This is a genomic window from Okeania sp. SIO2C9, assembly GCF_010672455.1.
Taxonomy (GTDB): domain Bacteria; phylum Cyanobacteriota; class Cyanobacteriia; order Cyanobacteriales; family Microcoleaceae; genus Okeania.
Genome location: NZ_JAAHGO010000043.1, coordinates 31557 through 56548, shown reverse-complemented (window position 1 = coordinate 56548; position 24992 = coordinate 31557). Strand labels below are relative to the sequence as shown.

General features: G+C 34.1%; 15 protein-coding genes and 1 pseudogene. 4 read left to right on the top strand and 12 right to left on the bottom strand.

What is annotated here, in order from left to right; genetic code table 11:
• Positions 1-104: 104 nt before the first annotated feature.
• The 6 genes from F6K23_RS26395 to F6K23_RS26370 form a co-directional block, all read right to left on the bottom strand.
• A complete protein-coding gene (locus tag F6K23_RS26395) occupies positions 105-782 on the bottom strand; it encodes a response regulator transcription factor (protein WP_293161309.1) in 678 nt (225 codons plus the stop codon).
• Between the two features lie 783 nt (positions 783-1565).
• Positions 1566-2354 (bottom strand): DUF3598 family protein, encoded by a 789-nt coding sequence (locus F6K23_RS26390; RefSeq protein WP_293161308.1) that lies wholly within the window; start codon positions 2352-2354, stop codon positions 1566-1568.
• Positions 2355-2471: 117 nt separating this feature from the next.
• Positions 2472-2636 (bottom strand): hypothetical protein, encoded by a 165-nt coding sequence (locus tag F6K23_RS26385; protein WP_293161307.1) that lies wholly within the window; start codon positions 2634-2636, stop codon positions 2472-2474.
• A 105-nt stretch (positions 2637-2741) separates the two neighbouring features.
• Positions 2742-3947, bottom strand: a complete 1206-nt coding sequence (locus F6K23_RS26380) for an RNA-guided endonuclease TnpB family protein (protein WP_293161306.1) — start codon at positions 3945-3947, stop codon at positions 2742-2744.
• A gap of 458 nt (positions 3948-4405) precedes the next feature.
• Positions 4406-5296, bottom strand: coding sequence for an alpha/beta hydrolase (locus F6K23_RS26375; RefSeq protein ID WP_293161304.1), 891 nt, complete (start codon positions 5294-5296; stop codon positions 4406-4408).
• A 634-nt stretch (positions 5297-5930) separates the two neighbouring features.
• Positions 5931-6965: an SMP-30/gluconolactonase/LRE family protein gene (locus F6K23_RS26370; RefSeq protein ID WP_293161302.1), complete on the bottom strand. Its 1035-nt coding sequence runs from the start codon at positions 6963-6965 to the stop codon at positions 5931-5933.
• 989 nt (positions 6966-7954) lie between these two features.
• Here F6K23_RS26370 and F6K23_RS26365 point away from each other — a divergent pair.
• Positions 7955-9334: an aminopeptidase P family protein gene (locus F6K23_RS26365; protein WP_293161300.1), complete on the top strand. Its 1380-nt coding sequence runs from the start codon at positions 7955-7957 to the stop codon at positions 9332-9334.
• Positions 9335-10648: 1314 nt separating this feature from the next.
• Positions 10649-11335: pseudogene (locus tag F6K23_RS42175) on the top strand (transposase); the annotation flags it as partial.
• Positions 11336-11678: 343 nt separating this feature from the next.
• Here the strand turns inward: F6K23_RS42175 and F6K23_RS26345 are convergent.
• Entirely contained in the window at positions 11679-13001 is a 1323-nt protein-coding gene (locus F6K23_RS26345) for a pentapeptide repeat-containing protein (RefSeq protein ID WP_293161295.1), read from the bottom strand.
• A 535-nt stretch (positions 13002-13536) separates the two neighbouring features.
• Positions 13537-14358, bottom strand: a complete 822-nt coding sequence (locus F6K23_RS26340; protein WP_293161293.1) for a pentapeptide repeat-containing protein — start codon at positions 14356-14358, stop codon at positions 13537-13539.
• A gap of 113 nt (positions 14359-14471) precedes the next feature.
• On the opposite strand from F6K23_RS26340, the gene F6K23_RS26335 reads away from it, so the two are divergent.
• The gene (locus F6K23_RS26335; protein WP_293161291.1) at positions 14472-14606 is read left to right on the top strand and encodes a hypothetical protein; all 135 of its coding nucleotides are present in this window, start codon (positions 14472-14474) and stop codon (positions 14604-14606) included.
• A 124-nt stretch (positions 14607-14730) separates the two neighbouring features.
• Here the strand turns inward: F6K23_RS26335 and F6K23_RS26330 are convergent, their stop codons facing one another.
• The 4 genes from F6K23_RS26330 to F6K23_RS26320 form a co-directional block, all read right to left on the bottom strand.
• A complete protein-coding gene (locus F6K23_RS26330) occupies positions 14731-15906 on the bottom strand; it encodes a pentapeptide repeat-containing protein (RefSeq protein ID WP_293161289.1) in 1176 nt (391 codons plus the stop codon).
• Positions 15907-17606: 1700 nt separating this feature from the next.
• Positions 17607-17732 (bottom strand): helix-turn-helix domain-containing protein, encoded by a 126-nt coding sequence (locus tag F6K23_RS42170; RefSeq protein WP_367267826.1) that lies wholly within the window; start codon positions 17730-17732, stop codon positions 17607-17609.
• Positions 17733-18892: 1160 nt separating this feature from the next.
• Positions 18893-20296 carry a hypothetical protein gene (locus tag F6K23_RS26325; protein ID WP_293161287.1) on the bottom strand — a complete coding sequence of 468 codons (1404 nt, stop codon included), beginning with the start codon at positions 20294-20296 and terminating at the stop codon, positions 18893-18895.
• 695 nt (positions 20297-20991) lie between these two features.
• Complete coding sequence (locus F6K23_RS26320) at positions 20992-21747, bottom strand: WecB/TagA/CpsF family glycosyltransferase (RefSeq protein ID WP_293161285.1); 756 nt, start codon at positions 21745-21747, stop codon at positions 20992-20994.
• Positions 21748-21978: 231 nt separating this feature from the next.
• On the opposite strand from F6K23_RS26320, the gene F6K23_RS26315 reads away from it, so the two are divergent.
• Positions 21979-23559 carry a serine/threonine-protein kinase gene (locus F6K23_RS26315; RefSeq protein WP_293161283.1) on the top strand — a complete coding sequence of 527 codons (1581 nt, stop codon included), beginning with the start codon at positions 21979-21981 and terminating at the stop codon, positions 23557-23559.
• Positions 23560-24992 lie beyond the last annotated feature (1433 nt).

Here is a 24992-nt window from a genome sequence, read left to right as displayed (position 1 = left end):
TGACTCCTGACTCCTGACTCCTGACTCCTGACTCCTGACTCCTAAGTAATTAAATTAGTATCATACCCTAATTCACCAACGCCCAAAAATTTATCAATTTGGTATTAGACATTAGGATTAAGTCGATAACCGACACCATATATATTTTCAATAAAATTAGCAGGTGCCCCCGCATTTTTCAATTTTGAGCGCAACCCACGCACATGAGCTTTAACAGTTTCTTCTTCTGGTGGGTCTTCAAATTCCCAGAGGTTATCCAGAATAGCACGACGACTGAGAATGCGACTATTACTGCGGAGTAATAATTCTAGCAAAGCATATTCTTTGGGAGTCAGTTGTAATAATTGGTGGTTATACTTGACTTGGTAATGATTAGGATCGAAACGGAGTCGTTCCCATTCTAAGATAGGAGGTAGTGTGGTTTCTTGGCGTCGTAATAGAGCGCGAATTCTGGCTAATAACTCTTTCATCTCAAAGGGTTTAACAACATAATCATCCGCCCCTACATCTAATCCTAAAACTCGGTCGTCGCTAGTATCTTTACCTGTCAACATTAAAATTAATGTCCTGTCTCCGGAATTTCGTAACTGTTGGCAAAGAGTAATTCCATCTAGTTTCGGTAAAATTAGGTCGAGGATAATTAAATCGTAAGTAAAAGTTTTGGCCAGCTCTAAACCTTCTGTTCCATCTTGAGCAGTTTCTACAACATAATTGCGATCGCGCAATGCCTCCGAGAGTGCATCGGCAACTTGTTTATCATCTTCAACTAAAAGAATTTTCATCTGGCGTTGCTGAATTAGTGTATGATATTAATCTTAATTCTTTAGTGCTGTAGGGTGCTGTTAGCGATAGCGTAACGCACCAGGCAACATCAAAAATTGTGCGTTATATTATTTCCGATTAAATAGTTATAAATCACGAGATAGGAGTCAGGAGTCAGGAGTCAGGAGGGAAGAAGAAGAAAGAAGAGGAAATGAAGGGGAAAGAAGAAAGAAGAATAGGAGAAAATTTTTTTATCACTAATTATCCGGACATGATATTACCGAAGAATTAATAATTAATAATTAATAATTAATAATTAAATAATTCGCGCCTTGAAGCCTCCCCTTGATCGGGGAAAAAGCGGTCGATCTTCGGAGCTTCTCCGTTGGGTGGGATGGCGAGGAAACCTGCGCCATATCCAATCGACCAAGAGAAAAGACAATATTCCTTATATTCAATTCCGTAACGGTTTTAACCAGAGGTAATTATCCATTATCCATGATCCATATCCATTAATGAAGCTCCACTTTGTTCCGCTAACGCACCCTACTGGACTGACACAACTTAAATGTTGCAATAGGAAATTTTTAAGAGATAACTTCCTCTAGCTACAATGGCAAATCTAATGCACTATTTTAGCTGAAACAGTCCACTACTGGGCTAGAAATAATATCAAATCCGTTTGCTTGCGAGTGTTATAAGAAACTGGGTTTAAATGGGGCAGCAGAGGTACTGATAACTGATAACTGATAACTGATAACTGATAACTGATAACTGAAATGACCTCTCATCATTTTTCAAGTTTAATCTTTCCGGTCAAATACTTCAGAAATCAACTGAATAAATTTGCCATATTTATCATATTTAATAGTCATTCGTTTATACTTATTTTCTATCATCATCTTACCTCCTACCAGTTCAAACTCTTCTCCTATGTTTACCTTTTCTGGAACATTTATAACTATACCATCAGGCAGAAAAAATGTTTGATTTTTACCTGCAGTTGGATCTAACTCAAGTTCTGTAAGTTCTGGTTCTTGAGAAATTTGTAAATCAGGATTCATAGACTGTTTTTGCCCCACCCAATTTCCCGATATATTTTTTAATTCTACCCCTGGTTTTTGGTCGGGATAACTATTAAGATGTTCGCGAATTTGTGTAAACCCTGCTAACTCACCATTTTCTCCATACATAGAAACAACGCTAGTCCGAAAATTTTGATGTTGGAAAAATAATTCACAACCAAAACGATTCCCTATTTTTAATTGTAGACACATCCAAGTTTTGGCTTCTTTACTGAAAGATAATGTCCTCATTGATTCAAATGCCGGATGAATCATTCCATCTGGTTGATTAGCAATTTCTTTCTCAATTTGCCATTGTTTTTCTTCCGTACTGCCATCAGCATAAGTGTAACTATTGTGGTGAGTAATTACTGTTTTATCCTGATTAGTTGAGAATTTTCTGATACCTTGAAAAGATTTTATAACTTCTAATTCTAGAGAATATCTAGTCCAAATACCATACCAAGCTGTTCCTTCTGGGGTATGATTTCCGAATAGGTTAGTCCAATTTTGTTCTTGTAGATTCATTACTAATTAATTATTTTGTTTGACTAGAGAAATTATATCAAAGTAAACATTTCCTGCGGACTGCTGCGCAAACAGCCATCAGCTAGCCTCCTATCGGAGGAACTACGTTATCAGCTATCAGCTATTGCTTTTAGTGAGTGATGAAAGCTTTATTAATTGAGCTAGAGAAATAGAATAGGAGAAAAAGGTAGAAATTTTCCCTCCATATTCACCATCTCCCCATCTCCCTATCTCCCCATCTCCCCATCTCCCCACACTTAACTCATAACCCCAAATAACCAATTTCCCAGGGTGGAATGAATCAAAAAATTATAAATTTCTCCAGTTTTCCACAACTCTTGTAGTCGTGTTCCATGATAACCAATTGACATCCTCCCGACGCTGCTCTCACGAGACAGCGCGGGATTCCCTAGCATCACTGCTAGAAACTTTCTGTTTCTTAGCACCCGCCTTCCGAGATTTACTCTCAGATGGTCTTACGGTCGCTCCACAGACTGACACTGCGAGTCCCGCAGCCAAAATATTGATACTTGCGTTTATATCCCTGTCATGGTGAACACCACATTCTGGGCAATCCCACTCTCTAATATTTAAAGGTAATTTTTCTACTATGTAACCACAATTAGAACAACGCTTAGAACTGGGAAAGTATCTATCAATCTTGATTAATTCCCGTCCATACCAATCAGCTTTGTACTCTAATTGCCTGACTAATTCAGACCAGTTGGCATCATTTATTGCTTTTGCTAACTTATGGTTTTTGACCATATTCTTTACGGCTAAATCCTCAACTACAACAGTTTGATTTTCTCTGATTAGTTGAGTCGTTAGCTTATGAGTATAGTCAAGCCTTGAATCTTTAATTTTTGCGTGTATCCTAGCTACTTTAAGCCTAGCTTTTTGGTAGTTGTTTGACCCAAAGGTTTTCCTAGATAAAGACTTCTGAGCTAACCTCAGTTTTTTGTGTAATTTGTTGAGATTCTTTGGGTTAGCGAATGTTTCTCCATCACTGGTAGTAACTAAACTGGTAATTCCTAAATCAATACCAACTTGCTTGGTTACTGGTTTAAGCCTCAAGTCTCTAGGGTCATTGACTCTAAGGGACACTGACCATCTACCAGAAGGGTCAAGTTTTACGGTAATTGTACTTGGTACACAGTTTTGGGGCAGTTGCCTACTCCATCTAATAGGTAACGGTTCAGAACATTTAGCCAAATATACTTGACCATCTTTCCACTTAAATGCGGACTTTGTGAACTCAGGACTACCACCATTACGCTTTTTCTTAAAGTTGGGATATTTGGTAAGTCCACTAAAAAAGTTAGTGAAAGCTGTTTGTAGATGTCTCAAGCCTTGTTGTAATGGTACACTGCTTACTTCTGTGAGGAAATTTAAGTCATCTCGTTTTTTCCACGAAGTAAGCATAGCTGAGGTTTGAGCATATCCTACTCGCTCTTTATTCTCATACCAAGCTTGAGTCCTTACTGCCAATGCTTTATTATATATCAAGCGTACACAGCCCAAAGTTCTCCGCAGCAAGTTTTCCTGTTCGGTATTTGGGTAGAATCTAAATCTGTACGCTTTTTCGACCATATACTGTTTACCCTTCAACATTTACATTTTAACAGATTGTTTGTGAAAGCGCAAGGTTGATTGGCATTCCCATACGACGCTCCCTTACAGGAGAGCGCGGGTATAAATGCCAACATTTAGATAACGTAACAGTGGACATCATATACAATGATACCTTCAGCCCAAAATTAAATCGGAATTAATGGTAAAAAATACGTAAGCATTCAGCTATTAGCAGTCAGCTATCAGCTTTTGAAGGTAATTACTTACTAAGGTTATCTGATAACTTTTTTCTTTCGGTGCGGAATGCGGAAGCAAACATATTTCATTCCTATTAAAGCTTTTATCTAAAACTAAAAGCAATAGCTGATAGCTGACGGCTGAATGCTTACAAAAATATTAATTGGTAATTAAGAATTGGAAGTTGCTAAAAACTCTCAATCTGGCCTCTACCATGAATATTCATGACCACCTAATTGTTAATCACCCCATAAATCATTTTTTATGAAAAAATCCTCAATATTTTCATAAACTTTCAGATTTTGACTATAACTAAATCCTCCATGTCCACCACCTGAAATAGTTAATAATTGATTCGGTACATTAGCTTGATTAAGTGCTTCGTGAAATTTCACAGCATGATTATATGGGACACTTAAGTCAGCATCGCCGTGAACAGTAAAAATTGGTGGAAGTTCAGAATGTACATAATTAATAGGAGAAATACCTTCGGCAATTTCCAAGCGATCGCTCTGGTTGCCCATCCACTCCAGAGCATAATCTTGAACATTAGGTCCCTCAAGTAAATCTTTAACATCTGTAATGCCATACCAATTGACGACCGCAGCTACTTTCAATCCTTCATCAGCAGAAGTAGGTAACATAGCAGTTGTCATAGCTAAATGGCCTCCAGCAGAATAGCCACTGATAATGATTTTTTCAGGGTCGAAATTGTACTTCTGGGCATTTTTTATCGTCCAACGTAAAGCAGACTGACAGTCTGTTACTGCTGCGGGTGCTAAGGACTGTGCTGCCAAACGATACCCCACATTCACAACAGAAAAACCCATTTTCAAATATGGCAATAAAAAAAATAGTTCCACTTGTTTTGGGCGGTCTACCCATCCCCCACCGTGAATAAAAATAACTACTGGGTGAGGTTTGTTTTTGAGAGACTGATAAATATCTAATTTTAAATCGTAGTTATTGACAGTCAAATATGTAATCTGTTTATGAATACTATAGTTGTTGAAAAATGCCACAATTTCAGCAGCAGAATTTGACCATATTTTCCTAGTAATTCTTGGTAAAAAGTTATAGCCAAGAAATACTGCTTGATATGATGTTTTAGATAGATAATTATTTAACATCTCTAAAAAAGAAAGAGTAGGAAGTAGGGGGGAAATAATTGATAATTTCTGTACAATTTATTTTATTTTTGATGATCACCAGATGTCTATTTAACATTAATCTGGCTGTGAATATTTAATTTTTCTAAGGGGATATAGTAATCAAATATAGCATTACTATTCAGAAATGGTTTAAGTATAGCATTAAGAGCTGATTTGTAAACTGAGTTGAAACTCCTTTCTAGCATGGGTTTACCAAAAATTATGCCCTTGGGACTTAGATAGTCTCAAACCCTTACACTGTAAAGCATTTACCCTCTTAATATTTACTTTATAAATCAGCTCTAATACTTATGAATTGGTATCATAAAACATAAGATTATTCCCTCTGTGCTAGATATAGCAACTGCCAGGTTGATATTTGACAATTAGTGCGAGCATCTTGCTCGCGTCATAAATCATCATAATTACCCGATGTCCTAACTATAGTGGCGACTGCTATAACTAATTGCCTAGATAATGAAACGTCTTTTTCCTTCTTCCACCAAGTTTAATACCAATTCACTTTAGAGATGTCACAAATAGTTTTATCCTATAAGATTTGAAATAATCTCCTGAAATTACTGTAGTTTCAAAGTTTTGAGCCTGTAAAATCTTACTTTTTACTTTTGACTTCTAACTTTTTAATTCCCTGAAAGGGTCTAACTCCTGCAACTTTAAGAGTAATTCGATAGAGGCTTTTACTAGCTGTTAAATAAAGAGTTTTATAGTCATTATTTCCCCATGCTAAATTAGCAACTTTTTCTGGTACGGCAATAATTCCTAATAACTTTCCTGATGGAGCAAAAACCCAAACTCCTCCCGGTCCAGTGCTATAAACATTTCCTTGTAAATCTACTTTCATTCCATCAGGTACACCTCGTTTATTTGAGTCTTTTAACTCAGCAAAAATCATTCCATTTTCTAGAGTTCCATCGGACTTAACATCAAAAACACGAATATGACCTTTTTCAGAATCATTAACATAAAGTTTAGTTTCATCAGGTGATAAAGCAATACCATTAGGGCGAGTAAAATCATCAACTAATAAAGTTAATTGACCATCTGGTGCAATCTTATAAACACCATAAAAACCTAATTCTTCCTGTTCTGATTTAATTCCATAGGGAGGATCGGTAAAATAAATACTGCCATCTGATTTGACAACTAAATCATTCGGACTATTCATACTTTTACCGTTATATTTATCAGCAAGTGTAATTATTTTGCCATCTTTTTCAGTTCTCGACACCCGACGATTATTATGTTCGCCAGTAATTAATCTTCCTTGTAAATCAAGTGTATTACCATTAGCTTTCCCGGAAGGACGACGAAATACTTTGACTTCTTGATTAGGTTGCCATTGATAAATTGTATTTTCTGGAATATCGCTAAATAGCAAAAAACCGTCAGGATGCCAGACAGGTCCCTCGATAAATTTGAAACCTTCTACTACTTTTTCTACTTGTGCATCTTTCCCAATAATATCCTGTAAATTTTCGGCTGAGTTAGCTTCAGCTAATTGGAAATAATTATTTTGATAGACAAGATTATTATTATTTTTAGCTTCAGATATACTATCATTCAGTATAGTAACTACTGTTGTTAACAAACACATTGATGTAATCATCAAATTTTTTATAATTGACATTTTTGATTTCTAGTTGATTTTGCTTTTTCCTATATTGACTAGGGGGAAATATCAGATAATTGACCTTTCCTAGTAATAATGTAGTGGCGTGAAACGCCTAAAAAGTTGCAATAGTAGGGGCGGGTTCCGCGTTAAATTAATGGTGTTACAAATTATCTTATTAACCCGCCCCCACCCCAAGGATATAATGCTTGCTGAACGTTAAATTTAGATAAACCCGCCCCATCCCCCTGTGTCAGTCCAGTAATATAGTAAATTTTGAAGCTGCTACAATAATAAATTAGATATTTTTTCAAATTATCTATCATTTGTGATACCCATCATCAAAAATCACACTGCAAAAAGGAAACTAGAAACTTTTGCCGAAAATTGACTTCTCTGTCATCCTAAAAACTATTTATTTATATCATTCTTGGCTTTCTCTTAATTTATTCTTCCTGATTCCTTTTGAAGCTGGTACAATAGTAAATTAGATATTTTTTCAAATTATCTATCATTTGTGATACCCATCATCAAAAATCACACTGCAAAAAGGAAATTAGAAAATTTTGCCAATAATTGATTTCTCTGTCATCCTAAAAACTATTTATTTATATCATTCTTGGCTTTCTCTTAATTTATTCTTCCTGATTCCTTTTGAAGCTGGTACAATAGTAAATTAGATATTTTTTCAAATTATCTATCATTTGTGATACCCATCATCAAAAATCACACTGCAAAAAGGAAATTAGAAAATTTTGCCAATAATTGATTTCTCTGTCATCCTAAAAACTATTTATTTATATCATTCTTGGCTTTCTCTTAATTTATTCTTCCTGATTCCTTTTGAAGCTGGTACAATAGTAAATTAGATATTTTTTCAAATTCTTTATCATTTGTGATACCCATCATCAAAAATAATACCGCAAAAAGGAAACTAGAAAAATTTGATTTATATCCTTCTTCCTTCTTCCTTCTTACTTCTTTCTTACTTTATATAAATAACTCCCATGCAGATTCCTAACTTACAAACTTCTCTAGCAACAACACTCCATAACCGACGAAAAAAATTAGCCAAATTAATCAATTTTCCAGTCATACTTTGGTCAGGAAGTAGTAGTCCCCGCAACTTTCCAGCTAATACTTTTCCCTTCCGTCCTAGCAGTCATTTTCTCTATTTTGCTGGACTACCTATTGAAGATGCTGCTATACATTTAGATGGAGAAAAATTAGAACTATTTATGGATAATGCACCACCGAGTAGTCTACTTTGGCATGGAGAAATACCCACACGCGATCGCCTAGCTGGAATTATTGGTGCTGATGCTGCTTTTCCTATGCAAGAATTGAAATCTCGCGCCACTAATGCTGCGACTATTTCTGTACAAAATTCTCCTACTCAAACCACACAATTTAAAACTCTGAATAGAGATATTTCTGCACCTAATAACCCCAAAGAAATTGACTTAGAATTAACAAAGGCTATTATCTCTTTAAGACTTAGCCATGATGCCACAGCTTTAACAGAAATAAAACAAGCAGTAGCAGTAACTGTAGAAGCTCATAAAGCTGGAATGGCAGCTACAAAAAATGCTAAATTTGAGTCTAATATCCGAGCCATAATGGAGAGTATTATTATCTCCCATAATATGACTTGTGCTTACTCCAGTATTGTGACTGTACATGGAGAAGTTTTGCACAATGAACAATATCATCACCCCCTACAAACAGGAGATTTACTATTAGCAGATGTGGGGGCAGAAACAAATTTAGGTTGGGCGAGTGATGTGACTCGTACTTGGCCTGTTTCTGGTAAATTTTCTCCCACTCAACGAGATATTTATGATGTAGTTTTAGCTGCTCATGATACTTGTATTGCTCAAATAAAACCTGGTGTTGAATATTTAGATATTCATTTATTAGCAGCTCAAGTTATTGCGGAAGGATTAGTAAATTTAGGAATTTTAAAAGGTCAGGCAGAAGACTTAGTGGAAATGGATGCTCATGCTTTATTTTTTCCTCATGGAATCGGTCATTTATTAGGTTTAGATGTTCACGACATGGAAGATTTAGGAGATTTAGCTGGATATGAAATAGGTCGGGAGCGTAGTAGTCGTTTTGGTTTAGGTTTTCTACGATTAAATCGTCCATTAATTTCGGGAATGTTAGTTACAATTGAACCTGGTTTTTATCAAGTACCAGGTATTTTAAATAACAAAGAAATGCGTCAAAAATATCAAGATATTGTGAATTGGGAAAAGCTAGAAAAATTTGATGATGTTCGAGGTATTAGAATTGAGGATGATGTTTTAGTAACTCCAAATGGTGCTGAAGTTTTGACTCAAGAATTGCCTAGCGATATTGATTCAATTGAAAATTTAGTCCAATAATTACTAAGCTCAATAAACAAATAAAATTAGCATTGGAAATAGCTGTAGGTTGAGGATTATTAATAGTGCGTTTGATAACTAAACCAATCAGAAAATTATCAAAAGCTGCTTTTCTTGAATGGATAATTGATAATTACCTCTCCCTTTTAGGGAGAGGATTGACAAATAAGGAAAAAATTTATTCTCTTGGTTGATTGGATATGGCGCAGGAAACCTGCGCCATCCCACCCTTCGGGAAGCTACGAAGATCGACCGCTTTTTTCCCCTTGAAAGGGGAGGCTTTTAACCCGAATTGTTTAATTATTTAATTATTTAATTATTAATTATTCGGTAAAATTTATCATGGAAAACTAGGTCAAAATTTTCTAATTACAGGAGTTATATTAAATTCGGTTGAATACTTATTACATAGTTGGCAGAGATGGGGAAATGGGGAGATTTAATTAATTGATAATTGATCATGGATAATTGATAATTACCTCTGGTTAAAACCGTTCTTGATTGAATATAGCAATCCTAAATAAGTCGCAACATATATAATAGTAAGAATAACATATCTAGTCAAAAGACAAAAAATGCATATTATAGATGAACTAGATGATTTTATCAATCAAACAAAAGAGTCCAAAGAAATTAAAAGAGCCTTGGCGGTCAAAATGATTTTGTCGAGAAAATCCTACCATTAAGTCAAAGAATTATTAAATGTTTCTCACAGTTTTATTAGCGAAAGGAAAAACCAAGCACTGTTTCATGGCGTAGAAAGTTTAAGGCTTAAATATAAAGGAACACAAGGTTACTTAAAGGCCGAAGAAAAAGAGCAAACAATTGAGTTGTTAAGGGCATAAGATTATCTGAGGTTATCAGATTTACAAAAATATTTAAAGAAGCAATATGATGTAGTATTTGAATCTAATCAAAGTTATTATAACTTATACTAAATCTCAAAAGTATTGCTACATCTCCTTGAGGGTAGGCAGTAGGATTCAAAGACATAATATATCTTGGCTTAATGCCGAGAATCGTTACAAACATTACTGAACTATTAGTAAGCATTCAGCCGTCAGCCATCAGCTATCAGCTATTCGTGTTAGTTTACAATAAAAACTTTATTAATTATCTTACTAGAAAAGTTGCCTCCCTTTCCCTTAAATTCTATATTAATTTAAACACTGTCTTTAAGAAGAGGGTCTTGCTGCTGTTTGCGCAGCATTCCGCAGGAAAAGCTGACTGCTAATAGCTGAATGCTTACAACTATTATTATTACTTAATAACTGAAATCTTAATTAAGTATAGCGTTATTTTTGGGAATTGGTATTACTCAAAGAAGCAGGAATAAGTTGGAAAAAACTCGCGAATAAGAATCCCGCTAAAAATGATGAATTAGTGCAAGTAAAAAAAAAGAAATAGAGGAATTGTTAGCCAAATAGCAACCGGAAATAGAAGCAGGAAACATGACAGTGTTTCGGAAGTGAAGAATGTCATTTGCTATGGGGGGATGTATTAGGTTCTGCTTGGGGAAGAACAGATGAAAGAATAGAAATCCCGCTCAAAAATGAAACAGAAAGACAGACTTATTATGGAGCATTAGACTATCAAAGCAAAGAATTTATTGTGCAAGAATATAAGAGTGGAAATACGGAAAATACCATTGAATTTATTAAATATTTGCAAAGCGCGAAGGCCGGGAAAAAGGTTGGCAATATTTTGGGATGGAGCAAGTTATCATAATTCTCAGGAATGCGCAAGAATATTTAGTGACAATTAATCAAGACTTAGTAGAAGAGGAATGGTTGATAAATTGTACAAAATTTGCCCCGAATGCCCCGGAGCAAAACCCCGTTGAAGATATTTGGTTACAAGCCAAAAATTTCACCAGACAATTCTATCATCTTTGCAGTTCTTTTAAAGTAGTTAAGTGGCTATTTAAGTTTTTTGCGCTATGGTCAAATATTCGATTTCCCAAAACTTTTTCTGTATGGAATTTTGCCACAACCAATTTAGGATTGCTATATATAGTATTTTTCTTCGAGGTGTAAATCTAGATTGAGTTTTTTTCTCAGAAAAAAAGCGCGCCGAGTGAGTGCTTTATATAATTATATTTACTACTATTTAATCTTGTTTTCCCTACTTTATTATTCCCTTTTTCATAGCATTCGATCTCCAAATCCCAGATAAAAATGCTTATTTTTCAATTATATTATTTTCGGTAGTATCGGAACCTTTATAAAAGAAGGTATTAATGAGAAAAAACTTCCTGCCTTTCGGTCCAGAATGCTGCGCAAACAACTCCTGCTGCCTTCCTTCCATCAAAATCTAATTACTCAACTGAACACAATATTATACTTTAATATTTATCCAGAAAAATAGCTCCACGTTTAACTAACTCCTGCTTCATTTCTTCAGTAATTCCTAAATTTTTACCAAATATAGCACCTTCTAATTCTGCACCTTCTAGGTTAATTTCTCTTAAATCAGCTTTCCATAACTTAGCATTTTTCAAATTAGCATCCATCAAATTTGCCATTTTCAATTTTGCATTTGATAATTCTGCATCACACAGTTGAGCTTTTACCAATTTAGCTTCATTTAATAAAGCACCTGTCAAGATAGCATTAAATAATAAAGTGTTGCTCAAGTTAGCACCTTGCATATTAGAATTAGACAAATTGGCTTTGATCAAATTAACATCTGTCAGATTAGTATTAGTTAATTTACTATTAGTGAGATTAGCATTGCTGAGGTTAGAATATCTAAGATTAGTGCATTTGAAGTTAGTATCTGCTAAATTAGCATTTCCTATATTAGCTCCTTTAAGGTCGGCATCCTCAAGTTCAACACCACTTAAATTTCTACCATAAGCTCCATGATTAACAATATCCCAAACAAGATACCACTTATCATCTAATTCTGTTGCATAATTAATTTTTACTCCCCTGAAATTAACATGATTTAAGTTAGCATTCATCAACTTTGCATAATTAAGATTAGCATCACTTAAATTAGCACCTTCTAGGTTAGCACCTTCTAGATTAGCACCTTCTAGACTAGCTCGATGTAATTGACCTCTGACAAGGTTAATTTTAGATAAATTAGCACCTTTGAAATTAGAATCTTTAAGCTTAACATCTGTCAAATTAGCATAACTAAAATTAGCATCTGTGAGATTAGCTTCACTGATGTTTGCTTCATCAAGTTGAGCATAACTAAAATTAGCATCTGTGAGATTAGTATTTCTGAGATTAGCACGAATTAAATTAGCATTAGTAAAATTGGCTTTAATTAATTGTGCATCTGTAATCTCACTACGCCAAAGATTAGCATTCTCTAGGTTAGCACTCTTAAGGTTAGCACCTTTCAAACTTATCCCTCTAAGGTCTGCGCTCTTTAAATTAACATTATTAAGGTTGGCAAACCACATTATTGCCCCACTCAGATTAGCATGACTTAGATCGCTATTACTAAAATTAGTTCTTTTGAGGTTGGCACAAATTAGATAAGCGTCCCTGAGAATAGCTTCAGTGAAATTAATATCATTTAGATCGCAAAGACTCAGGTCAACACACTCAAGACTTATACCAGTAAAATTGTTAGTCAATTTTTGATTGCTAGTTTGAGCACTATCATTAATTAGTTTCTGTAGTTTATCAAGTGATTTTTGATTCGCCATATAGAGTTACTCTTTAACACTATTAATAGGATGTTATTTAAAAGCCATCGCTGGAGTTAATTTAGTCAAGTATAATTCTAAATAATTACACTTTGACTAATAGAATTATAATCTAGTAAACTTTCTCATGGTTAGTTTTTACCATTTCATCTGAACTCTCAAAAATTACTAAAAAATCATCAGCTAGGATAAACAGAAGAATCTCAGAAAGAATACAAAATCAATCAGATTAATAATTATTAATTAAATGATTTGGCGTTGGTGATTTGAGGTATAATATCTTGTCCTAATAAGAGCGCTATAGAACTCCGTTCCGCGCTCCGTGATTATGCTGATGCAACACTTCCCATTAACATTTCCGGTAGCATTTCGACAGGAAAGTTGTGCGCCAGCAAACAAAAAACTTTCTTCTTCTACTCCTCTTTAACTCTTCTTTCTTCCCTCCTGACTCCTGACTCCTGTCTCCTGACTCCTAAATAATTAAGATTAATATCATACACGCTCTTCAGCAACGCCAATGATTTTTTCTCTGATTCTAATTCTCCTCAAAAAACGCTCCACGACTAATTAAATCTTGCTTCATTTCATCAGATAAACCAGAATCATGCCATAACCTAGCATTCTCTACTTTTGCATTCTGAAAATTAGCTCCTTTTAAATTTGTTAATGCTAATCCAGCTTGACTTAGATCGGCATCAGTTAAATTAGTATTACTCAAATCTGCATCACTTAAATTGGCATTACTCAAATTAGCTTCACTCAAATTTGCCCCACTCAAATTTGCCCCACTCAAATTAGCTAAAGCTAGACTAACACGGCGCAAATTTGCCTCAGTTAGATCGGCATTACTTAACAATGCTCCACTCAAATCTGCTCCACCTAAATTCACTTTACCAAGATTAGCTTCACTCAAATCTGCATCACTTAAATCTGCACCCCGTAGATAAGCTTCACTCAAATCTGCACCACTCAAATCAACACCACATAAATTAACTCCTAATAACTTAGCTCCTGCAAAATCTAAAGCAGGATTTATATCAGCGATACTTGCTAACTCCAGTAAATTTTCTGTATTAGCTTCAACCACTTTCTTTATTATTATTCTAAACTCTGAAAAATCACAACCTGCAGTCGTTGCAGACAATATCAAAGTTTGTAATTCCTCTGAAGATTTGTATTGCAATGACTCAGAAGTTAAGTTAGAGTCAAATTTTTGCGATCGCAACCAAAGCACCAATTTTCTTTCTAGCACAGCGAGTCGATTGGGGCTAATATTATGAGGCCATAATCCTTCAATTGCAGTCATAGAATCAACAATTTTCTCAGCTATATTTTTAATTGTTATAGCAGTTTTCACTACCGGAAAATCAGTTTAGAGTCAGGAGTCAGGAGTCAGGAGTCAGGAGTCAGGAGTCAGGAGTAGTGGTGTTCGCCTGTATTGTATCGAATCCTGTTTATAGAGATGGGGGGATGGGGGGATGGGGAGATTGGGAGATTGGGAGATGTGAAGATTGGGAGATGGGGAGATGGGGAGATGGGGAGATTGGGAGATTGGGAGATTGGGAGATTGGGAGGTTTAATATTGAAGTGTGGATAGAATTATAAACATTTGGCTAGGACAGATAAAAAGCTTAAAACTCAGACAACGCAATATTTTTCCTTCTTCCTTCTTCCTTCTTCTTCCTTCCTTCTTCATGCTATATACTTAAAATCAGCAACGCTTATTTTTCTATTCTGAAATCTCAAACAATGCCCCTCGTTCCACCCACTCCTGTTTTTGATGTTCAGAAATACCTATATTTTGAGCAAATATTGTCTTCTCTAAAATTGCATCTTTTAAATCTGTCCGTTTTAAATTAGCTCCGCGTAAATTGGCCCCACTTAAATTAACTCCACTGAGGTCAGCATTTTGTAAAGAAGCATTACTTAAATCCACATTGACTAATTTAGCATTGGGCAGATAAGCACTACTCAAGTCAGCATCACTGAGGTTAGCATTACTTAAATCGGCACGAGGTAATTTTGTCCGCAAATCTGCATCTTTGAGATAAGCTTCTACAAGTTTAGCATCTCGTAAATTAGCGTTACAGAGATTTGCTTGACTTAAGTTCGCACCATTGAGATTAGCTCCACTTAAGTCCGCAAGGGTTAAGTTAGTGCCACTGAGATTAGTCTTTTGTAAGTCTGCTCCAGCAAAATTAGTATATTGGAGGTCTATCTTACTTAAATCGCTACCTGCAAAATCTGCCGTAACATTTAGAGCTACAGTTTGAGCAATTTCTGTAAAGTTATTGCCCAGTTGCTTTGATAATAATTCTTTGGCGATCGCTATCTGTTGTTGTCTACATTCTTCTGCCTTTCTACCATCCTCCATTGATTGGTATACTAACCGGAGATTAAACAAAGCATCTCCTTGGCTAGTATAATTACCTATCTTTTTAGCAAAAGCTAACTGCTGTTGATAACATTCTTTGGCCTGGGCAAATTTTCCCGAACTATGATAGGCTATGCCTAAACTGGAGTAGACTTGTTCACAACCAAATTCGTCTTGCATTTCTTGAGCAATCGTCAAACGTTTTTGTTGATATACAAGTGCTTCTGAATAATTCTCTAGAGCATAATAAGCGTTTCCTAAATTACCTAAGGCTTTTCCTTCTCCTTCTCGGTCTTGAATTTCTCTAGCAATATTTAAGTGTCGTTGATAATATTCTATGGCTGAGTGATAATCTAGTAATGCGTCATAAGCAACACCTATATTTCCTAGAGCTGCAGCTTGTTTACGGCGATCAGAAATTTCTTGGTAGATAGCTAATGCCTGTTGCCAAGATTCCAAAGCTGCTTCAAATTTATGATTTTGATATTGATAAATTCCTTGTTTGAGCAGTTTGTCTGCTATTTTATTCATATTTTTACAGTTTTTTTTTACAGTTCCTTAAAAATACTATATTACCCTAGTTAAATATCTTTTTTAGTTCTAAAATATAGCACGCTAAATAGTTAATCATATTAAGTGTATAAACAAAATCAATTACATACTTTATACCAAAATTATCAAGCAGTTTTTTGAGATAATTAAGTAAATTTTGTCTACTCTGAGGCACATCAAGTTCAATCCATTCATATTTAATAAATTTCCAGAGAATCTCAGTTAAGTTTGGCTCAGGCCAGTCAGTGGGTAACCCAAAAAGCTGGAAATTTCTTGACCTAAAAATTATAGTCAATAGCCTCCCCTTTTAAGGAAAAAGCTGTCGTTAGTGGAGCTTCCCGTAGGGCAGGATGGCGAGGAAACCTGCGCCAGATAAAATCGACCAAGAGAAAGAAAATATTCCAGATTTTAAGCCTCCTTATTGCAAGAGGTACTGTTAGCTGATAACTGAAATGACTCCCATTTCTCTTGCTTTTTCATGAAATTATTACTCTTTTTGAATTGAGGTTTTATCCATAATGATTACTGTAGGTTTAGACAAATTGTAACTATAGTCATTTCAGTTTAGATTGAGACAAGGGTTGATTACAGCAGAAGGGTTTCAGCCGAAAAAGTGTTTCATTATTATTTGAAATGACTATAAATTTATCTCCAAACTCTATGACTATTTGACTGTCGAACGTGCCTCGATTAATTTCATAATATAATTCAATAATTCATTTTTATTATTGATTAACCCTAAAAAATTAATTATTTTACTTTGACAACTTTTAGAAGTTATTGTGATATGAAATACTCAAATTTTTGCTACAAATACCCACGGCTGTTTCAAGGATTCATAAGTCAGGAGTCAGTAGGAATAGCCTATATATCATTTATTAGATTTATTAGAGTCAAACTCTGTTTTTAGTCAAATCGACATTTATGGGTAAAGTTTTTTAACCAACTAAATTATTCGTAGCATTCTTTTTGATATTTCATATTATTCCTTTTTCCTGTCAAGTATCAGGAATATATGACATCACAGAGAATCAACTTTTATCTCAATATCTCAAGTCAATTTCTCCTTTTTCATCTTGGTCTTTCAGTTCTAATAGTTATGCCAATTTGATCAACGTTTTTTACAAATAGTAGAGACGTTGCATGCAACGTCCGTACGAAAGAAGGAAGAAGTAAGAAGGAAGAAGGAATAAATTTTGAAAAAAAAGGGAAAACGATACATATAACCATCTAAAATGAACTGGAGAAGCTATTTTTAAGCATATCCGATCAAGATGTACTTTTTATAGCATTCTTTTTTCAAACTGGTATTAGAGCTGATTTGTAAACTTAGCTAAAACCCTTATTTAATCTAACTCTCAGGGATTTATGCATTATTGGACTATAACTCCCAAAACCCTTGTATTGCCAGAGATTCAGCCTCTTAATATTTGCTTTATAAATCAGCTCTTAGGCGTATTTACTTCTACTTCTCAACTATCAGGGGTTTTGCTCAGTCCTATTTCTCACTCCTATTTCTCACTCTTTTTCAGACCATATTCAATTGGCAGGATAATTATTTCGATCGCTTCTTTGCTCACATCTATTCCTGATTGTTGATAAATTTTTATCATCACTTTTCTGAGTTTTTTTTACCTTGATTTGACTAACTGTTTTACTTGGTATTTTTGTGCCTAACTTCATTTCGGTTTCCGACCTCTTCCTATTTGATTATATAACCCTAAAAACCCCAGGATTTGCCATCTTTTCAACCAATTATAAATAGTTATGCTGCTAACTACAAAGATTTTTATTAATTCTGGGATAGAAAATCCCCAATCGCTTAATACTATAAATTAAGTTCTCTTTCTCAATTGTGGGAATTGACTGGAGGAATTTATTGTGATTAAAAGTTTGTGAGTATCTGTATTTATTTCTCTTATATCATGTTCGGACGGGTCAGTTATAAATAAAATTTAAGAACTGACAGTACCGAAGAAATACTGAAATTATCTTTATCTTTGTTCCTTCCTTCTTTCTTCCCTCCTGACTTCTGAGGACTGAGGACTGACTCCTCGCTAAGTTATTTATAAATCTTCAACCGAACATGATATTATTCAACAATTAATAATGAATAATGAATAATGAATAATTACCTCTCCTTGAAAATAAATTGAAGAGGATTGACAAAGAGATGAAAATTTTTCATCTCTTGGTCGATTGGATATGGCGAGGAGACGTCGCCATCCCACCCTTTGGGAAGCTGCGAAGATCGACCGCTTATTATCCCCTTAAAAGGGGAGGCGCATACCCACAATTTTTCGGTAATAACATTAATTTTTGAGTTTTAAATGATGAGTTCATCATCATATTATTATGTTTAATCTGTGCAATGAATTTTGTATAACCACTTAAATACAGTTATCAAAAATATTCGTTCGATCGCTATCTCCTCTACACCATATTTCCTCATCTACACAATTATGATACTCGATTGACTGGATTTACTGTGAGAACATAGATTGACTATCGACCTTATAAAGGTAAATTTTTTTTCTACTTCTGCCTTCTGGAGCTGCTATAATTACTCAACTTAATTAACCATAATTTATGTTTTATATTATAGTCATTTCCACTTAATTAACGACCGTAAATTTATAAGGTGCTAGGTAGTAGGTGGCAATGGTAAAATTGATAATTTATGGATAATAATTGATTGGATTTTAAATTTTTGAAGAGGTCTATTATATCAAGCCTAATTAATTAGCCAAGGGTAAAAATGTGATTTCTGATAAATTTCTTCCTGTGCCCTGTTACCGAAAAATCCTGGGTATGCGCCTCCCCTTTTAAGGGGATAAAAAAAGAGAATATTTCAGATTTCAAGCCTCCTTATTGCAGAGGTACTGATAACTGATAACTGATAACTGATAACTGAAATGACCTGTTCCCTAAAATTTTTATTGTGGGAATTCAAAGATACATGATATTATTGGTATTGTTCCTGTTTATTCCAGTGAATACAATTGCCTTTTTTTACCCCACTAATTGCCTGTTTACGACTCTCAAATAATTCTAAAACTCCATCAATAATCATTTTCACTAAATCTTGGTTACAGCCATCAATAAAATCTTCAGGAGAAATACTTTTTTGAAATAATTCTTTAGTTCTTTCCCTTTGTTTTTTTACTTCTTCAAATCCTATATATCTAACTATAAATGTACTCAATGGTGAGTTTCTCATATCATAAGCGGCATTTTGACATCGCCCGTCTGCCAACAAAGTTAATACTTCACGTTCCAGACTATTTTTAGGCTGATAAGGATTATGAATATCTGGTAAAAAACTCTCCAAATGAGCCGGATTAAATCCTTGAGTTGGCAATTCTCCAATCATTGTTGAAAGCGGTATATTCAAGCCCAATCGCATAGATAATGCTTCAATAAAACCTAGAGTAAAAATTTTACTTCCTAGATAAATTTTAGCAATTTCCAGATTTTTATTTGCCTGATTAACCCAACTTATGTAAGTTTTTTCATTGGGTTCTCCATCAAATTTGCGAAAAATTAAATCAGGATTTAAAGATTTAATAAAACCTTCAGTTTTTTCTAAAGCAATTCGGTACTCAGAAATAGTGTATGAATTACCATTGATAAGATTGTGGTTAGTTTCTGGTAATAAATTCCAGGTATTATCTAGAAAAATTGAACTAGGTGAACCAAAGCCAATAACATCTCGATTAGATAGTCTAACTGATTTTTTAATTGTTTGATATAGTTCGGTATCAGTTAAATTAATATTCCATTTACTGTTAGTTTCTTTAAGTCGTTGATAGAGACGTTCAGTACCAGTTAAGCCAGATTCTGAAATAGGTTGAAATGGAATACTTGCTTCAATACAAGCAGTAATTTTCAACAGATGTTTAGGTGTTAGAAATGTTTCCATTGCTTTAGCAGCAACAACAGCACTCATAAACTCATTTTGCCCCCCGAAAGGTAACAAAACCTGACCATCAACAAAGCCAAAAATAGATGCTATTATTTGAAAAATTTTATCCTTCGGCAATTCATTCTTTTCCCGAATTTTTAATTTTCCTTGTACCTCTTTAATATAAGGAGTAATGTAATAGCTGAGATTAAAATTAACACTATGATCTATTTGTAGATAGACTACATCATGGAATAAAGCAGCTAATACTTCTATTGCATCCTGTGAACCTCCCACTTCAAAGATATGATTTGGAGTATGAAAATAACGCCAAGGACTCATCATTGGTTGGACAACTAACTCGGCAATTTCAGCAAGTTTTTCTGATTGAACTTCTACCTGTAATTTCCCAGTTGCCCATTTCAATTTTTCTAAGCATCGTTGATATTCATATTCAAAATTCATAATTTTTTGATTCCTTATTTATGAATAAAATGTTGTACTTTACTAAGTTTTCCTTTCTCAGATAGATCGCTAGATTTTTTTGATGTGGCTGTTCTATCACAATTTTTTTATTTAGCTCTCGGAAATAGCGTTATTGATATTAATTCGTCAAAATGATATGACATAAGTTGTACAGTTTATTTGATTTTTTTGCCTACCTTTCCCTATCTCAATTTTTTATAGTGCTTTGCAGATAACTTTACCAATTTTATATGAGACTGCATAGAATTAGGTGTTAGGAGTTAGGTTTGATACCAATTTTATGTGAGGATGCACAGAATTCTGAAATTTATTAACAAGTCTTTCTCGATCTACACTCAATTCTGATTAAAATATTATTCTATGCAACTTCTTATGAATTGGGTATTAATTCTTAAAAACTTGACCAATAAAAATATTTAAAGCTTCAGAATAGGCAAAAATAACAACTAATTTTAATACCAAATACTCTCATCTCTATTTAGCTATTCCCTATTCCTCACTTTCTAAAATTGAGAAATATGTACTTCATAAAAGTGATAAATTCCACAAAATTTAAATCAAACTTTCTTGCTCCCGATCAAAATTATTCCTAGAAGTCAAAATTAATAGTTGACTTTTCACTACAAATTAGGTTAAATTATCAACTATAAATATTACAATTGGCTTAATCCTTACTAAAATTTCACCTCCATTAAACTCTTCCAAGCAAAATGTGGTAAAGCCAACATTCGTCGCCAGCGCCAAGGTTCTTGATAAAGTCTATACAACCACTCCAAAGAATTGTTACAAAACCAATCAGGCGCTCTTTCCTTCACCCCAGCCCATATATCCAAACTACCGCCAATACCAATCCAGACTGCATGAGGACAAATATGTTTATGTTCTGCAATCCACAACTCCTGGCGAGGTACTCCCAAACCTACAAATATTAGTTTTGGCTGTAACTGCTCTAAAGTACTTAGCAATTCTGTTTCTTCTGCCAGAGATAAATAACCATGCTGACAAGCAAACGCTAACTCTGACACTTTTTGTTGCCAAATGTCTGCCGCTTTCATAGCTACCCCTGGTTTTCCTCCATAGAAAAATACCAAGTTGTCTGGATTCTGTCTTGGTACTTGCCATAAAATACTCTCTGCTAATTCAATACCAGGACAACGCTGTACAAATTTACCCTTAAGCCTTAAGTATAGAACAACACCTGCCCCATCAGGAACTACCAATTCAGCTCCACGGATTATCTCAGCCAAAACGTGATTTTTCTCTGCCTGCATAACCATTTCAGCATTTAGTGTCACTACATGAGTTCCCAGTCCCTTCTCTAATCGAGAAAGTAAATAACCAGAGTAGTCATCAACACAATGCATCGGTAAACCTAGGACAAAATTTTTTGCAGGTAGACCAAGTGCGGACTCAGAATTTTTTTCACTCATATTTATTTTGATTTTATTGATTTATTTTTTTGTTTTACTATCCTCAATACCTACTGATTTAGATTAGTTGATTCCGCTCTTTCAGGCTAGTGCTTAACGACTTTCTTTCACCCTGATGCCATATCAAGATTTTCCAATTTTAGAAACTTCATCTATAATCAATCGAACAGAATCAACTACAAAAATATTGTTGTATTCTGACAAGTAACGCTTTTCTGAAAATTAGTGTTTATGAATCTTAAACCAGGAGTTGTCCTTCAAAAAGGAAAATATACTATTGATAGTATCTTAGGCCAAGGAGGCTTTGGTATAACCTACCGAGCTATTCATCATCAACACAATCAAATTGTTGTCCTGAAAACCCTTAATGAAAGTCTACGCCATCATCAAGATTTTGCTAAATTTAAACATCAATTTATAGATGAGGTTCATCTTCTGACAAACTCTAGACATCCTAACATCGTTAGAGTGTGGGACTTTTTTGAGGAAGAGCAGTTCTTCTTCATGGTAATGGACTATATTCCTGGTCAAAATTTGGCTGATTTAATACAGTCTGGCCATAAACTTCATCCCAACGAAGCTATTGATTATGTACATCAAATTGCTTCAGCTTTATCAGTAGTTCACAAAAATGGTTTTTTACATCGGGACATACAACCTAAGAATATTATTAGGCAAGCAGGTACTGATACAGTAATACTCACTGATTTTGGCATTACCTGTGACTTAACTACTGGAATTAGGCAAACTTATGCTAATTTATTTTCTGTGGGATATGCACCACCTGAACAGTGCGATCTAGAACAAAAGTTAACCCCCGCAGCAGATATTTATGCTTTGACTGCTACATTATACTATTTACTTACTGGTAAAGCTCCTACTCCTGCAGCTTTAAGGCTCAGTGATGAAGCTATTCCTCAAACACTTATAGTGTCTACAACTGAGCTAAGATTACTGGAAACGAATCTTTCTCCAAATATTGAGAATGCGATTATCAAAGGATTGGAAATAGACCCTCAAAAACGACCTCAAACTTTGGATAATTGGTTTGCACTACTGTTGGATAAGTCGGAGATTTCACAGGTAAGTAAACAAAAATACCAAGTAAAAGAAAGTTGTTGTGAAGTTAATAGTAATTATGGCTTGATGGATACTAACTTTAAGTCAAATATGAATAATAAAGTGGCAAATAATTTTACCAATCAATCAAAAATAAATAATTATCACAAAAATAATATAGCACCAATTCATATTTTAAAAAATTGTTATTTGGAAAATAATTTTAATTGGATTAATCAACTTTCTTTGCAATTAACAATTTTTTTAGTGTTTCTATTTACAGCAGCAACTTTTGGGTGGATAGGTTTTGATATTACCCTTCGTTATAGTTATGCAAAAGCTAACAAAAAAACAGTATCTTTAACGGCAGGTAATTTACTAGAAACTCTGAAGAATGAGTCTGAATATGCTTTCAGAGAGCACGATCCATCTAGCCCTCTTTTTGATTCTCCTTCGGTAAAAACTTACTCTACAACTCCACCAAAATTGAACAAATTGCCTAAACCTTATGTTGACACAGATGAAGTTTTTCCTAATAGTGGGTCTAACTCTTATGGGGAGAATTATCAGTCATACCAACCATATTATTCTTCTGATTTAAAAATTCAAATACCTAGCCACAATTATTCTGTTAATGAAGAAATTTATTCGCCAGAAAAATTAGACTATCCTTCTGACTATCAATCTAAACCTCTTGAGTATAACTATCAAAAATATCAACAACAAAATCAGTATCCTGATGACTACTATTAATTTTATTTTTTACAGATAAATTATAAATTCAAATTTTGAAGCAATGTTTGTAGCAGTATTTTTCACATTTTAGTTAATGCTAAAAATTACATACTATATACCACATCAGAATACTTGCTATAGTGAGCGATCGCTACTCTAACTAAAAAAAATATAATATATAATAGATGCTTTCTAACGGAGATGTTTTGCAAAGGGAATGCGCTCCCATTCAGCAATTAATAATGAATAATTACTTATCAATTTGGGTTTACAGACTTTGAAAGTAACTTTTTATTCAAACTCAATTTCACAGGTGACTTTTACCGAAAAATTGTGGGTATGCGCCTCCCCTTTTAAGGGGATAATAAGCGGTCGATCTTCGCAGCTTCCCGAAGGGTGGGATGGCGAGGTCTCCTCGCCATATCCAATCGACTCCTGTGAAGAAAAATTTTCATCTCTTTGTCAATCCTCTTCTTTCAAGGAGAGGTAATTATTCATTATTCATTATTAATTGTTGAACTTTGCCAATATTAATAGCTGATAACTGAGTGCTTACAAAATTAGTGGTGAGTAACAAGATTCCACTAATTTTAACTTCTGACTTTCGATCCGAATGCTGCGCAAACATACTTGTGATTTCTGACTTATTGAACAAATCCTAGTTGCCATCTATCTCCATAATTTCTAGAATTATTTATTATTAATTCCTCTCTCTGTTCTACTATTATGATTAGAACTCTCCAAAAACTCAAAATCAAATCAATCATTATCCATAAATTATCAATTATTTATACCTGCTCTCTTTTCCCTGTTCCCTTTTTTCTAGAAATTTCTATTCTGGTATTAGCTAATTGATACTCTCACCATCTCTAGAATTATTTATTATTAATTCCTCTCTCTGTTCTACTATTATGATTAGAACTCTACAAAAAACTCAAAATCAAATCAATAATTATCCATAAATTATCAATTATTTATACCTGCTCTCTTTTCCCTGTTCTCTTTTTTCTAGAAATTTCTATTCTGGTATTAGCTAATTGACACTCTCACCATCTCTAGAATTATTTATTATTAATTCCTCTCTCTGTTCTACTATTATGATTAGAACTCTACAAAAAACTCAAAATCAAATCAATAATTATCCATAAATCATCAATTATTTATCCCTGCTCTGTGTTCTCTGTTCTCTTTTTTCTAGAAATTTCTATTCTGGTATTAGCTAATTGACACTCTCACCATTAAATCTCGCGATTATAACGGAAGTCCTCTTTCAAAATTTTATGATAGGATTGGTCTTTGGTCTTTAGAGTAGATAAATATACTTGTATTCCATAACACTTTAATATTGGAAATATTAATATTTGGAATATTTTCATTAACTATTGGACATTGCCTTTACGATAATTGCACTAATAACACATCTGCAAGTCCAGATTGGAAAAATAAAACAA

Bases quoted from the DNA above. Each gene is read 5' to 3' on its own strand.
- F6K23_RS26395 (WP_293161309.1), bottom strand. From the start codon at position 782: ATGAAAATTCTTTTAGTTGAAGATGATAAACAAGTTGCCGATGCACTC.
- F6K23_RS26390 (WP_293161308.1), bottom strand. From the start codon at position 2,354: ATGAATCTACAAGAACAAAATTGGACTAACCTATTCGGAAATCATACC.
- F6K23_RS26380 (WP_293161306.1), bottom strand. From the start codon at position 3,947: ATGGTCGAAAAAGCGTACAGATTTAGATTCTACCCAAATACCGAACAG.
- F6K23_RS26375 (WP_293161304.1), bottom strand. From the start codon at position 5,296: ATGTTAAATAATTATCTATCTAAAACATCATATCAAGCAGTATTTCTT.
- F6K23_RS26370 (WP_293161302.1), bottom strand. From the start codon at position 6,965: ATGTCAATTATAAAAAATTTGATGATTACATCAATGTGTTTGTTAACA.
- F6K23_RS26365 (WP_293161300.1), top strand. From the start codon at position 7,955: ATGCAGATTCCTAACTTACAAACTTCTCTAGCAACAACACTCCATAAC.
- F6K23_RS26345 (WP_293161295.1), bottom strand. From the start codon at position 13,001: ATGGCGAATCAAAAATCACTTGATAAACTACAGAAACTAATTAATGAT.
- F6K23_RS26335 (WP_293161291.1), top strand. From the start codon at position 14,472: ATGGGGGGATGGGGAGATTGGGAGATTGGGAGATGTGAAGATTGGGAG.
- F6K23_RS26330 (WP_293161289.1), bottom strand. From the start codon at position 15,906: ATGAATAAAATAGCAGACAAACTGCTCAAACAAGGAATTTATCAATAT.
- F6K23_RS26325 (WP_293161287.1), bottom strand. From the start codon at position 20,296: ATGAATTTTGAATATGAATATCAACGATGCTTAGAAAAATTGAAATGG.
- F6K23_RS26320 (WP_293161285.1), bottom strand. From the start codon at position 21,747: ATGAGTGAAAAAAATTCTGAGTCCGCACTTGGTCTACCTGCAAAAAAT.
- F6K23_RS26315 (WP_293161283.1), top strand. From the start codon at position 21,979: ATGAATCTTAAACCAGGAGTTGTCCTTCAAAAAGGAAAATATACTATT.